Genomic DNA, 12282 nt, shown 5'->3' with positions numbered 1-12282 from the left:
ACCCGCACCCACGCCCGCCCCGGCGCCCAAGCCCGCCCCGGCGGAGCCGGAGCCTGAGCCGGCACCTGAACCCGCCGCGCCGAAAGACGTTGAGCCTGAACCGGTCCCGGAACCGCCGCCGCTTCGTCAACCGTCCGCGCCGGCCGTGGAAGCTCCGCCGGCGACTCCTGCCGCCGCCGGTCAGCCGAATGCGGCCGCGGTGCGCACCATGTGGACGACGGTGCGTGAGAAGGTCCGCGAGCGCAGCCGCACCACCGAGGTAATGCTCGCAGGGGCCATCGTGCGGGCGGTCGAGGGCGACACCCTCGTGCTGAGCCACGAATCGGCGCCGCTGGCCAAGCGCCTCGTCGAGCAACGCAATGCCGACGTCATCCGGGAAGCGCTCAAGGATGCGCTCGGAGTGGACTGGAAGATCCGGTGCGACATCGGGGGCGAAGCGCCGGCGGCACCTGTATCTGCCACGCCGCCGCAACGTGCCGCACCGCCCCAGCGGGCCGCGCCTCAGCGGCCCCGCGTCGAGCGCATCCCCCCGCCGGAGACCCCGCCGCCACCGCCCGAGGACGACGAAGAGGACATGCTGGCCGAGGCGAGCAATGTCGATCCCGCCGCACCTCGGCGGGACCCGGAAGAGGTGGCTTTGGAATTGCTGCAGAACGAGCTGGGGGCACGCCGCATCGACGGTTAGCCGGGAAACAGGTATTCGACTACGCAGGCGCGCGGCGCGCCAAGACGCGATGATCACCCCATGGTGCTCCCCGACATTGCGCGCAAGGTGCTCGCGACGATCCGGATCCTCAACGGGGCCGCGGGCCTGCTGATCCCGGAGAAACTTCTCGGCCGGCTCGGCGTCGACACCGCGACGGATCGCTCGGGAACCTATCCGTTCCGCATGTTCGGCATCCGCACCGTGCTCATCGGTCTGGACCTGCTGCTGCTGACGGGCGACGAGCTACGACGAGCTGAGAAGCTGGCCGTACTGATCCACGCCGCCGACACGGCGTCGGCGACCGTCACCACCGTCCGCAACGATCTGCCCCGCAAGCAGGGCCTCACCGCTGTCGCCATCTCCGCGGTCAACACCGGTCTGGCGGTCATCGCCTGGAGAGGAGGGCGACATGTCGAACCGCGGCGCACAGCTGTTCATTAAGCTCGCCGAGTTTCTCGATCGCCGCTGGGGCTGGGACAACCTGCCGCCGACGCTCGGCCTGCTGTCGCTGGTCGGGATCCGCAATCGGCTCCGCGAGGACAATCTGTACGACACCTACGACGGGTCGCCACAGGCAGCGCCCGCGCGAGAACCTCAGGAGTACCTGACGGTGCGCACCGTCGACGGCTCCTACAACGACCTGTCGGCGCCGTCGATGGGCATGGCGGGCACACGTTTCGGGCGCAACCTGCCGCCCGCATCGGCGCCCGCCGAGCAGCCGCCCCGGCTGTTCGACCCGAACCCGCTGACGATCAGCAACGAACTCCTGCGGCGTGAAACCTTCAAAGGTGCCGGGCAGGTGAATGTGCTCGCCGCGGCGTGGCTGCAGTTCGAGGTGCACGACTGGTTCAGTCACGGCACCACCACCGACCGGATGATCGAGGTCCCCCGGCCCGCAGGCTACGAATGGCCGACCGACCCGGTCCGCGTCCCGGCGACGCCCGACGACCCGACCGCGTCGGGCGACACCGCGTCCAAGACCTACCTCAACGTCGACAGTCACTGGTGGGACGGCTCGCAGATCTACGGCAGTACGGTCGCCGCACAGCAGGCGGTGCGCACCGGTGAGAGCGGCAAGCTGACCATCGACGACGACGGGTTCATCGCCACGAATCCCACACCGAAGGATCCTTTCCTGACCAACGAGGGATGGTGGCTCGGTCTGGAACTGCTCACCACGCTGTTCATGAACGAACACAACGCCATCTGCGACAAGCTCGCCGCCGCGTATCCACGGTGGTCCGATGATCAACTCTTCGAGAAGGCCCGCCTCGTCACCACCGCGCTCATCACCAAGATCCACACGCTGGAATGGACCCCGGCGTTGCTCGGACATCCGGCGCTGGAGCAGGGCATGCGCGGGAACTGGTTCGGCGCCGCAGGGGAGCGTGTCAAAAGACTTGCGGGCCGGCTGAGTTCCAGCGATTTCATCAGCGGCATCCCCGGGTCGGCGACCGATCATCACGCGGCGCCGTATTCGGTCACCGAGGAGTTCGTGACCGTGTACCGCATGCATCCACTGTTGCCGGACGACTTCGGGTTCGTCACGCTCGACGGCGCCCCGTCCCTGTCGTGCGCGTTCGACGACATCCGTAGTGCCCAGTCGCGGGGTGCTCTGGAGAAGATCGGCCAGGGCAATGCGATGTATACCTTCGGTATCGGTGAGGCCGGAGCGCTTGCGCTGCACAACAGCCCGCGTTTCATGCAGCGGTTCGACCGGTTGGACACCCTGGCCATCGACCTCAACGCAGTCGATGTACTGCGGTCACGGGAGCGCGGAGTGCCGCGCTACAACGACTTCCGGGAGAGTCTGCGGCTGCCGCGGGCGCGCAGCTTCGACGAGATCAGCCGAGGAAGCCTGGAGACAGCCGAGAAGCTGCGCCACATCTACGGCGACATCGACGCGGTCGACACCGTGGTCGGCATGTACGGGGAGCGCCTTCCCCGCGGATTCGCTTTCGGCGAGACGGCATTTCGCATCTTCGTGCTGATGGCGACGCGCAGGCTCAAGAGCGACCGGTTCTACAGCGTCGACTTCACCCCGCGGATCTACACCCCCGAGGGCATGGCCTGGGTCGACGACAACGACATGGCGTCAGTGTTGATCCGCCACCACCCTGAGCTCGCGCCCGCGCTGCGCGGACAGGGCAACGTCTTTCTGCGCTGGAAACCGCTGCGGTGAGCCCTCAGGCGTTCCACCACGGCCGCAACGGAAGTCCACCGTCACGGCCACGCTCGTCGAGCTTAACTGCGAGCACCTGATGCAGCTGAATGGAGTTCTGCTCGAAGCCGACTCGAGAGCCAGCCATGTAGAGGCCCCACACCTTCGCGGTGGCCAAGCCGACTTCGGCGACGGCTTCGTCCCAGTGTTCGACGAGGTTACGGCACCAGTCACGCAGCGTCATCGCGTAGTGATGGCGCAGGTTCTCCTCGTGGACGACTTCCAGCCCGATGTCCTGGATTTCGGTGATGATCCGTCCCGAACCGGTGAGTTCTCCGTCGGGGAAGACGTACCGGTCGATGAATCCCCCTGCGGCGGGCCCGGTCTTGTTGTCGTGACGGGTGATGCAGTGGTTGAGCATCAGTCCTCCGCTGCGGAGCTTGGACTTGATGAACCGGAAGTACGAGGGGTAGTTCGCCACCCCGATGTGCTCGGTGAGGCCGATGGAAGACACTGCGTCGAACTGCGATTCACGCACATCGCGGTAGTCGCTGTGGCGAACTTCGGCCAGATCGGCGAGACCCTCTCGCACGATGGCGGCCTGCGCCCACTCCGCCTGCTCCTTCGACAGCGTCACCCCGATGGCCTTGACGCCATGCCGTGCGGCGTAGCGCACCATTCCGCCCCAGCCGCAGCCGATGTCGAGCAACCTGTCGCCGGGCGCCAGTCGCAGCTTCTCGAACACCAACCGGTACTTGTTCTCCTGCGCCTCCTCCAGGGTGGCGTCGGCGTGCGGATAGCACGCACACGTATAGGTCATCGACGGTCCGAGCACCCACTCGTAGAAGGTATTCGATACGTCGTAGTGGTGGTGGATGGCGTCAGCGTCGCGAGTCTTGCTGTGTCGCAGGCCTTCTGCGATGCGTCGCCATCTCGGCAGCGCCTCCTGCGGGGGCGGTGCGATGGGCATGAGGTGCTCGATGCCGATCGAGCGAACGATATGGGCGAGCACGCGAGCCGGTGGTCGCTTGAAGTTCAGCTTCTCGACCAGCGCGCTGAGCAGGTGGTACGGATCACCCGGGTGTACGCCGAACATCTCCAGATCACCCGACACGTAGGCCCGCGCCAAGCCGAGATCACCGGGAGCCGTTGCCAAGTAAGTCGTTCCGCGTGGGGTCAGCAGTTCCAGGCCGAGTGGCGCGTCATCGGGTCCGGTGCTGCTCCCGTCGTACGCCGTGAACTTCAGCGGCAAACGACCACTGGCGAAGATCTCCAGAACCTCGGCCAACGTGAGCCGGCGGTCCGAATCGTGTGACGGACCGCTCGCGCGCTCCCTAAAAGTGGTCACTGCCTTCGCACCGCCTTTGCATAGAGGTCCAGGAAACGCGAATCCGGGTCATAGGTCTTCTTCACGGTCCGGTAGATCTCCCCGCCGTAAAGAGCATCAAACTCCTCTTCGGAGTAATAGGCATCGGAGTACAGGGATTTGTGCCCATCGAGCTCGCTGACTTTCCGCTCGATCATCTTGTTGGTGTACCCGTCCTCGGGACCGACCGGGACCGATGACCAGAAGCCGACGTTGACGTAGGTGTGGTTCGGCCGGATCGGGTAGAGCGACCAGCTGCGGTCGTCGCGGAGGCGCAGCGGACACAGCCAGATCGGCTCGATCGGCACGGTGTCGAGAAACCAGCGCAGGAACTCGACCGTCCGCTCGATCGGAACCTCGACGTCCTGGACGACGCGCTCGCGCGGGGGGCGGCCGTTGCGCATCTCGATGCGATCGGCGATGTCGAACCGCTGGTCGTAGCCGATGAGCTTCCAGTAGAAGCTGCTGCGCCGGTACCGTCTCGGCCACCACCGCCGGATCCGGGGATTCTGCGCCCCGAATGCCCTTGAGCACCAGAACCAGTCGGTGTCCCAGCGCCAGAGATAGTCGTGGATGGTGAGCCGGTCGTGCTTCTCGCCGTCGCTGTGCTGGATGGAGCGGTAATAGACGTCGCTGCCGGTGTAGTCGCTGACAGGGCCGGGTGTGCCGGTCTGGGTTCCGACGCACAGGTAGCTCTCGTCGGCGCTGAACACCACCCCGTCGAGGTAGTCGACGCGGTCGCCGTGCAGTCCGCCGGTCTCGATGATCCTGTCCATGGCGTCGATCAGGTCGGGCACCGAATGGAAGCGCAGGTGGCGCAGCGACACGAACGGTTTGACCGCTTCCAACTCGATCTTCAGACGTACCGAATAGCCAAGCGTGCCATAGGAATTCGGAAATGCCCGGAAGAGGTCAAGATTCTCGTCCTCCGACGCACGAACGATATCGCCGGTGCCGGTAAGGATATCCATCTCCAGCACGGACTCGTGGGGCAGTCCGTTGCGGAACGACGCCGACTCGATTCCGAGGCCAGTGACGGCGCCGCCGAGGGTGATGGTTTTGAGCTGCGGCACCACGAGCGGCGAAAGTCCGTAGGGCAGGGTCGCGGCGACGAGATCCTCGTACGTGCACATGCCGGCGACATCGGCGGTGCGCGCCGCCGGGTCGACGGCGATGACGTCGGTCAGCCCCGAGGTGTCGAGGCCTTTGGTCCTGGTCTTCGCGCGGGCGCGAAACAGATTGGACGTGGGCTTGGCCAGGCGGACGGCGGCATCGGCGGGGATCGCGCGATAACTCGCCAACAGGCGCTGCACGCCGTCGGCGTGAGCGGCCCGTGCGTCGGTCGAGGCAACAGACACGGATATACGCTAGTCCCCGGTAGCAGTGGATGCGACCGCAACGTCACTGCTCACAGCTTTCTGTGCCCCCACTTGAACAAGGAGTTTGCACTGATGGGACAGGTCAGCGCGTCCAGCACGGTTCTGATCGACGCCGATCCGGCGACGGTGCAGGCAGCCGTCGCCGACTACGAGGCCATGCGCCCGAAGATCCTCTCCGAGCACTACAGCGGCTACCGCGTGCTCGAGGGCGGACAGGGTGCCGGCACCGTCGCGGAGTGGAAGCTGCAGGCCACCAAGTCGCGCTCCCGCAACGTCAAGGCCACTGTCGACGTCGCAGGGCACACCGTTATCGAGAAGGACGCCAACTCGTCGATGGTGACCAACTGGACCGTCGCACCGGCAGGGCCAGGGTCGTCGGTCACGGTGAAGACGTCCTGGCAGGGTGCCGGCGGCATCGGCGGCTTCTTCGAGAAGACGTTCGCACCGATCGGGCTGCGCAAGATTCAGGCCGAGGTGCTCGGGAATCTCAAGCGGGAGGTCGAGGGCACTCTCGGCGTCGAGAACACCTAGCCCTGCTGCAGGAATGCCACGATGCCGCGCACGACGGCGTCGGCGTACTTCTGCCTGCCCTCGGGGGTCTTCATCAGCGCGGAATCGACGGGGCTCTTCATGTTGCCCAGCTCGACGAGGATCGAGGGGTACTGCGCCAGGTTGAGACCGGCGATGTCCTGTCGCGGGTTGAGCCCGGAGGTGCCGATGTACGTCGCCGGCGGGATACCCGACCCGGCCAGCTGATCGCGCATGATGCGGGCGAACTGCACCGACGGCCCGGCCTGGGCCGCGTTGAGCGGGGGCGACGAGTACAGCACGTGGAAGCCCCGCCCCGTCGGCGGGCCGCCGTCGGCGTGAATCGAGACGACGGCGTTGGGCCTGATCGAGTTGGCCATGGCGGCGCGCTCGTCGACGCACGGCCCAGGCCCGGTGTCATCGCCCCGCGACATCGCGGTGCGAACCCCCAGTGCCGTCAGCGCCTGACGGATGCGCAGCGTGGTGTCCCAGGCGAAGGTGTGCTCGGCGAGGCCGTCCTCGGTCGAGGTGCCGCTTGCCTGGCAGTCCTTGGTGCCGCCGCGGCCGGTCGGGACCTGACGGCTCAGCCCTTCCATCGAGCCCTGATGGCCCGGATCGAGAAACACGATCTTGCCCGCGATGTTGGACGGGGCGGCCTGCGCGGGGAAGGCAGGGATCGCGGCGACGAGCACTGCGGCCACCGCAGCGGCCCCGACACGCAGGCTGGCTGGCATAGGCACGGCGCCACGGTAGCCCGAGCGCCGACTACGCTGAAAGCCCGAAGTGCCGCTTGAAGGGCGAGCGCAACCAAGTCGATACCGCACTGCAATCAATACGTAGAGGATTCCTCATGCAACCTGGTGGCCAGCCCGACATGTCAGCCCTGCTCGCCCAGGCGCAGCAGGTGCAGCAGCAGCTGATGGAAGCCCAGGAAGCCCTGGCCAACGCCGAAGTGCACGGCCAGGCCGGCGGTGGCCTCGTACAGGTCACGATGAAGGGCAGCGGCGAGGTCGTCGGCGTCGCGATCGACCCGAAGGTCGTCGATCCGTCGGACGTCGAGACGTTGCAGGATCTCATCGTCGGCGCGATCGCCGACGCCGCCAAGCAGGTCACCATCCTCGCTCACGACAAGCTGGGACCGCTGGCCGGCGGTATGGGCGGCCTGGGCCTGCCGGGTATGTGACTTGTTCGAAGGACCAGTTCAGGATCTGATCGACGAGCTCGGCAAGCTGCCGGGTATCGGGCCCAAGAGTGCCCAGCGGATCGCGTTCCATCTGCTGTCGGTCGAGCCGCCCGACATCGACCGGCTGACCGCCGTGCTGAACCGGGTGCGCGACGGCGTCACGTTCTGCGCGGTGTGCGGCAACGTCAGCGACGCGGAGCGCTGCCGGATCTGCGGTGACCCGCGCCGCGACGCATCGCTGATCTGTGTGGTCGAGGAACCCAAGGATGTCCAGGCGGTGGAGCGGACCCGTGAGTTCCGTGGGCGCTATCACGTGCTGGGTGGAGCGCTGGACCCGCTGTCGGGTATTGGCCCCGACCAACTGCGAATTCGCGAGCTGCTCAACAGGATCGGGGAACGGGTCGACGGCGTCGACGTCGCCGAGATCATCATCGCGACCGACCCCAACACCGAGGGTGAGGCGACCGCCACGTACCTGGTGAGGATGCTGCGCGACATCCCGGGGCTGACTGTCACGCGCATCGCGTCGGGGCTCCCGATGGGCGGGGATCTGGAGTTCGCCGACGAGTTGACGCTGGGGCGCGCACTGGCGGGCCGCCGCGCGATGGCCTAGGCCGGCACTTGTCGGTGACGTTTCACACCCAAATCCACTTTTTGCAGCGAGTTACTCGTAAAACCGCTGCAAAAGGTGGATTTCGACGCTTGTCGGTGGGCGTTGGCACGATGACGCCATGGCCAACGTAATTCTCGGTGGGGAAGCCGTCAGGGCAGGTGTTGCGACACGTCACGAGCTGGCACGCGACTACACGAAGCTTTACCGTGGCGTGTTCGTCCGCAAGGACGTCGAGATCACCTTGCGCGAGCGCGCGATCGGAGCATGGCTGGCCACCGGGCGAAAGGGTGTGGTCGCCGGGTCGGCGGCCGCGGCCCTTCACGGAGCGCCGTGGGTGGACCCGACTACTCCGATAGAAATCACCGGAGTGAAGGGTCGACCACAAGAGGGCCTGGTGCTGCGAACGGAACGTGTGGCGCCCGACGAGGCCACCCGCCGGTCGGGCCTCCCGGTCACGACTCGTGAACGGACCGCTTTCGACCTAGGGCGCCACCTCGACAGGTTCGATGCGCTGGCGCGACTGGACGCGTTGATGTGGAATCAGCACTACGACATCGCTGACGTGCTCGATCTCGCCGATCGGCACCCGCATGCCCGTGGTGTCATTCAACTGCGCGAGTTGCTTCCGCTCGTCGACGGGGGAGCGGCGTCACCGCGGGAGAGCATGCTCCGACTGTGGTTGCTGGACTGCGGATTTCCCCGTCCTGAGACGCAGATCCCCGTCTTCGACGGATCCCGGCCTGTCGCGTTCTTGGACATGGGGTGGTCAGAGTACGGGGTCGCTGTCGAGTACGACGGCGACCATCACCGCAAGGATCGGCAGCAGTACGTCAAGGACATTGCGCGGCTGCGGATGCTGCAGCAACTGGGTTGGATCGTCATCCGAGTCATTGCCGAAGACCGGCCACAAGACTGGTTGGCACGAGCCGAAAAGGCCTTGGCCAGCCGCGGGTGCCACCTCGAGATCAGCGAGGTCCAGAGGTTCGCACGGGCACGCGCGGCGTGAGGACCGCGGGCAATCGCCGGTATCCGTGCAAATTCACCAGGCCTCGTGGTTCTGCCGGTGCCCGCAGCTGCAGATCGGGATACCGGACGAACAACTCCCGCAACGCCGTTGCGCCTTCGATGCGTGCCAGCGCCGCGCCCAAACACACGTGGATACCGGTCGCGAACGCGAGGTGGTCGCGTGCGTTCGGCCGCGTGATGTCGAAGACGTCGGGACGGTCGAACACGTTCGGGTCCCGGTTAGCACCGCCCATCAGCAACACGACCACCGCGCCCTTGGGGATTCCCACCCCCGCGATCTTTTTGTCGCAGAGCGCCGTTCGCGCGGTCATCTGCACCGGGCTGTCGTAGCGCAGGATCTCCTCGACAGCAGACGGCCACAGCTCGGGGTCCTGGCGTAGCAGAGCCAGCTGATCGGGGTGCTCGAGGAGAGCGGCGATGCCGTTGCCGATCAGATTCACCGTCGTCTCGATACCTGCTCCGATGAGAAGCGCCGCGTTGGAGGTCAATTCGCGGCCCGACAGACTGCCGTCGAGCGCTAGCTTGCGCAACGGTGTCTCGTCGCCATCCTGCAGACGAAGCCGCCCGAAGTGCTCGCCCAGATAGCTGTCGACGTCGAGAAGGTCGTCGATCGCGGCTCTGAACGGCCGCCACGCGATGCCGATATCCAGGAGCGCGGCCACGGTGGTGCCCCACCCCAGGATGCGCGCGCGCTCCGAGGTCGGTATCCCCAGCATCTCCGAGATCACCGCCGCGGGCAGCTGCGCCGCATAGTCGGCGATCAGGTCGACCTCGGCCCGCCGACCCAAGTCGTCGAGCAACTCTGCGGTGAGCTCGCCGATTCGGGTGTCCAGCGCCGCAATGGACTTTGGCGCGAAGCTGCGCGCTACCAAGCGCCGGTACTCGGTGTGCTGCGGCGGATCGGTCATCAGCATCGCGGGCGGTTCGACAGGGTTGGGCAGCGCCGGGTCGGCTCGGCGGACGAGCCCGAGTAGCGAGTCGGGAAGCCCGGTCTCATTGGGATCGGCCACGCCGAAGTCGTTGTCGCGCAGCACTGTCCGACATACCTGGTAGTCGGCGCTGGCCCAGACCACCGGTGTGCGCAGCAGCGGCCCGGCGGCGCGGATCTCCTCGATGAGCGCCAGCCGGTCACCCTTGCCGAGAATGAGACGCGCCAGCGGTTCGCCGCGCCACGCGCGAGTGGAGAGAAAAACCCGTGGTACGCCGTGCACCGACGCCCAGCGCAGCCAGATGCCTGCTCGCGAGGTGGTAGCCATGCCCCGACGCTACGGAGATCGAGCCCTAGGATCGTCGTGCCGCGGGCCGATCTGTGTCTCCTACCAAGGTAGGAGAACCGATGCCTACCTGAGGCTGATGCCGGTGCCGCCGCCGCACCCCTAAACTGGCGTGATGCTGGCCGTGGTGAAGCGCCATTTCCGGCGGTATCTGCGCCGCAAGGGCGAGATGATGCCGGGCGGGTTCTCCTGGCCGATCGTCGTGAGCATCGACGTCACGATGCTCATCGTGTCGGCGGTCGCTTTGCTGCAGCGCCCAGAGTCGCAATGGTGGATCGCCGTGATCGGCCTCGTCGTCGCGTACTCGCCCTACATCGTTTTCTTCGCCATCGACATGACCGTCACTCCTGCGCTCGAAGCGTTCGCTTTGGGATTGGCCTGGATGCTGGCCATCTCGATCTGGATATTCGGCATGTCGGGACCGATCGAGGGAGACTTCGCCCCGGTGCTGCTCGGGCTCGTCACCGGGGTTATCGGCGGGATGACCTCGATACGAGGCGGAATGTTGGCCGCCGGTACTGCGGCGGCGATCCTCGGAGCCGCGGTCTGGACCGGCCGCGTGGAGACACCGTGGCTGTACCTGAGTTTCATCGGGATCGGTTGGCTTGTCGGCTATCTGATGCGTATCCAGCAGCAACTGCTCATAGAGCAACGGGACGCGCAGCAGAAGCTGGCCGAACACGCCGCATCCGATGAGCGCCGGCGCATCGCCCGCGAAGTTCACGACGTGATCGCGCACTCTCTTTCCGTCACCCTTCTTCACGTGACCGGTGCACGGCGCGGGCTGCAGGAGGATCGCGATGTCGACGAGGCGCTCGAAGCGCTCGAACAGGCTGAACGATTGGGTCGTCAGGCCATGGCCGATATCCGACGAACTGTCGGACTACTCGACGACACTGTCGGCAAAGTCGCCCCCGAACCGGGCGTTGGTGACATCCCCGCGCTCGTCGGCGATTTCGTCCGCGCCGGTCTGGCGGTGCGATTCGAGGCGAGCGGCCCGCAGGACAGGGTCTCCGCGGCGGCCGGCCTTGCGCTGTATCGAATCGCGCAGGAGTCGCTCGCCAACATCGCCAAGCACGCACCCGACGCAGAGTCGGAGATGATGCTGAGGGTGTCGAACGGGGCGGCGATGCTCACTGTCACGAACAGGCTTCCGGTGCCGGTCACCGCGCAGCGTGTGGACGGGCGGGGCATGCGAGGCATGCGCCAGCGCGTCGATCTGCTCGACGGCACCATCACGGCGGGACCCAATGACGACGTCTGGGTGGTGCAGGTGACGATCCCGCTCGACGACGACTCCTGCCCGATTAGGAGCTGGGGTGCATGGCCGACGGCATGATCACCACCCTCCTGGTCGACGACCAGGAGTTGGTTCGGTCGGGACTGCGCAGAATCCTGCGGCGCAAGGACGGCATCGCCGTGGTCGGTGAGTGCGCCGACGGGGACGAGGTGGCCGCGGCGGTCGCCGAGCATTCGCCGGACGTCGTCGTGATGGATCTCCGGATGAAGCGCGTCAATGGGATCGAGGCGACGCGCCTGCTCACCGAAGCCGGTGGCCCGCCAGTTCTGGCTCTGACCACGTTCAACGACGAGGAGCTGCTGTCGGGTGTATTGCGTGCGGGCGCGGCCGGTTTCGTGTTGAAGGACTCGCCGGCCGAGGAGCTCATCCGCGCGGTGCACGCGGTGGCCCGGGGCGATGGCTTCCTCGATCCGTCGGTGACGGCGCGGGTCCTCGATGTCTACCGCGCGACGGCCGAGGAGCCGAACCCAGAGGCTTTCGAGGACCTGACGCCGAGAGAACTCGACGTGCTGCGGCTGGTGGCCAAGGGACGCTCCAACGCCGAGATCGCCGACGAGCTCGTAATTTCCGGTGTCACCGTCAAGAGCCACATCGGCCGGATTTTCCTCAAGCTGCGGTTGCGTGATCGCGCCGCGGCGATCGTGTACGCGTACCGGAACGGAATCGTCGCGCGCTGATGAGCGCTTGCGCGAAGAAGAGACGGGCGGGATGAGCGCTTGCGCGAAGAAGAGACGGACGGGTGAGCG

The 12282-nt window shown here is 66.4% G+C and carries 12 protein-coding genes and 1 pseudogene; 9 read left to right on the top strand and 4 right to left on the bottom strand.

The annotated features are described in order from the left end of the window. The 3 genes and pseudogenes from AWC12_RS15975 to AWC12_RS15965 all read left to right on the top strand — a co-directional run. A pseudogene (locus tag AWC12_RS15975) lies at nucleotides 1-685 on the top strand (DNA polymerase III subunit gamma/tau); the annotation flags it as partial. Nucleotides 686-745: 60 nt separating this feature from the next. Next, nucleotides 746-1147, top strand: coding sequence for a hypothetical protein (locus AWC12_RS15970; protein ID WP_024447207.1), 402 nt, complete (start codon nucleotides 746-748; stop codon nucleotides 1145-1147). Beyond that, nucleotides 1116-2888, top strand: a complete 1773-nt coding sequence (locus tag AWC12_RS15965) for a peroxidase family protein (protein ID WP_085175405.1) — start codon at nucleotides 1116-1118, stop codon at nucleotides 2886-2888. The genes AWC12_RS15970 and AWC12_RS15965 overlap by 32 nt, the downstream gene beginning before the upstream one ends. 4 nt (nucleotides 2889-2892) lie before the next feature. Here AWC12_RS15965 and AWC12_RS15960 read toward each other — a convergent pair whose 3' ends face one another. Then, the gene (locus AWC12_RS15960) at nucleotides 2893-4215 is read right to left on the bottom strand and encodes a class I SAM-dependent methyltransferase (RefSeq protein ID WP_085175403.1); all 1323 of its coding nucleotides are present in this window, start codon (nucleotides 4213-4215) and stop codon (nucleotides 2893-2895) included. After that, on the bottom strand, nucleotides 4212-5591 hold the full coding sequence (locus AWC12_RS15955; protein ID WP_085175401.1) for an FAD-binding oxidoreductase: 1380 nt from the start codon (nucleotides 5589-5591) through the stop codon (nucleotides 4212-4214). Before AWC12_RS15955 ends, AWC12_RS15960 begins: the two co-directional genes overlap by 4 nt. 93 nt (nucleotides 5592-5684) lie before the next feature. Here AWC12_RS15955 and AWC12_RS15950 point away from each other — a divergent pair, with 93 nt between their 5' ends. After that, entirely contained in the window at nucleotides 5685-6143 is a 459-nt protein-coding gene (locus AWC12_RS15950; RefSeq protein ID WP_085175399.1) for an SRPBCC family protein, read from the top strand. Here the strand turns inward: AWC12_RS15950 and AWC12_RS15945 are convergent. After that, nucleotides 6140-6874, bottom strand: a complete 735-nt coding sequence (locus AWC12_RS15945) for an Rv3717 family N-acetylmuramoyl-L-alanine amidase (RefSeq protein WP_024447202.1) — start codon at nucleotides 6872-6874, stop codon at nucleotides 6140-6142. The two genes, AWC12_RS15950 and AWC12_RS15945, sit on opposite strands and share 4 nt — an antisense overlap. 116 nt (nucleotides 6875-6990) lie before the next feature. On the opposite strand from AWC12_RS15945, the gene AWC12_RS15940 reads away from it, so the two are divergent. The 3 genes from AWC12_RS15940 (at nucleotide 6991) to AWC12_RS15930 (ending at nucleotide 8942) form a co-directional block, all read left to right on the top strand. After that, on the top strand, nucleotides 6991-7323 hold the full coding sequence (locus AWC12_RS15940; RefSeq protein ID WP_024447201.1) for a YbaB/EbfC family nucleoid-associated protein: 333 nt from the start codon (nucleotides 6991-6993) through the stop codon (nucleotides 7321-7323). A gap of 1 nt (nucleotide 7324) precedes the next feature. Then, nucleotides 7325-7936, top strand: a complete 612-nt coding sequence (gene recR, locus AWC12_RS15935) for a recombination mediator RecR (protein ID WP_024447200.1) — start codon at nucleotides 7325-7327, stop codon at nucleotides 7934-7936. 118 nt (nucleotides 7937-8054) lie between these two features. Next, entirely contained in the window at nucleotides 8055-8942 is an 888-nt protein-coding gene (locus AWC12_RS15930) for a type IV toxin-antitoxin system AbiEi family antitoxin (protein WP_085175397.1), read from the top strand. Here AWC12_RS15930 and AWC12_RS15925 read toward each other — a convergent pair. Continuing rightward, nucleotides 8902-10218, bottom strand: coding sequence for a cytochrome P450 (locus AWC12_RS15925; protein ID WP_085175395.1), 1317 nt, complete (start codon nucleotides 10216-10218; stop codon nucleotides 8902-8904). The two genes, AWC12_RS15930 and AWC12_RS15925, sit on opposite strands and share 41 nt — an antisense overlap. 133 nt (nucleotides 10219-10351) lie before the next feature. On the opposite strand from AWC12_RS15925, the gene AWC12_RS15920 reads away from it, so the two are divergent. Next, on the top strand, nucleotides 10352-11575 hold the full coding sequence (locus AWC12_RS15920; RefSeq protein WP_085175468.1) for a sensor histidine kinase: 1224 nt from the start codon (nucleotides 10352-10354) through the stop codon (nucleotides 11573-11575). Then, nucleotides 11560-12213, top strand: a complete 654-nt coding sequence (locus AWC12_RS15915; RefSeq protein ID WP_024447196.1) for a response regulator transcription factor — start codon at nucleotides 11560-11562, stop codon at nucleotides 12211-12213. Before AWC12_RS15920 ends, AWC12_RS15915 begins: the two co-directional genes overlap by 16 nt. The last annotated feature ends 69 nt before the right edge of the window (nucleotides 12214-12282 follow it).

Origin of the sequence: Mycolicibacterium iranicum (assembly GCF_002101705.1) — a bacterium.
Taxonomy (GTDB): domain Bacteria; phylum Actinomycetota; class Actinomycetes; order Mycobacteriales; family Mycobacteriaceae; genus Mycobacterium; species Mycobacterium iranicum.
Note: the sequence above shows the minus strand (reverse complement) of the source record. Positions and strands in the feature narration are given on the sequence as shown.

What these genes read in the sequence shown, in the direction of transcription:
- AWC12_RS15970 (WP_024447207.1), top strand. Translation starts at nt 746, where the DNA reads ATGGTGCTCCCCGACATTGCGCGCAAGGTGCTCGCGACGATCCGGATC.
- AWC12_RS15965 (WP_085175405.1), top strand. Translation starts at nt 1,116, where the DNA reads ATGTCGAACCGCGGCGCACAGCTGTTCATTAAGCTCGCCGAGTTTCTC.
- AWC12_RS15950 (WP_085175399.1), top strand. Translation starts at nt 5,685, where the DNA reads ATGGGACAGGTCAGCGCGTCCAGCACGGTTCTGATCGACGCCGATCCG.
- AWC12_RS15945 (WP_024447202.1), bottom strand. Translation starts at nt 6,874, where the DNA reads ATGCCAGCCAGCCTGCGTGTCGGGGCCGCTGCGGTGGCCGCAGTGCTC.
- AWC12_RS15940 (WP_024447201.1), top strand. Translation starts at nt 6,991, where the DNA reads ATGCAACCTGGTGGCCAGCCCGACATGTCAGCCCTGCTCGCCCAGGCG.
- AWC12_RS15930 (WP_085175397.1), top strand. Translation starts at nt 8,055, where the DNA reads ATGGCCAACGTAATTCTCGGTGGGGAAGCCGTCAGGGCAGGTGTTGCG.
- AWC12_RS15925 (WP_085175395.1), bottom strand. Translation starts at nt 10,218, where the DNA reads ATGGCTACCACCTCGCGAGCAGGCATCTGGCTGCGCTGGGCGTCGGTG.
- AWC12_RS15920 (WP_085175468.1), top strand. Translation starts at nt 10,352, where the DNA reads ATGCTGGCCGTGGTGAAGCGCCATTTCCGGCGGTATCTGCGCCGCAAG.
- AWC12_RS15915 (WP_024447196.1), top strand. Translation starts at nt 11,560, where the DNA reads ATGGCCGACGGCATGATCACCACCCTCCTGGTCGACGACCAGGAGTTG.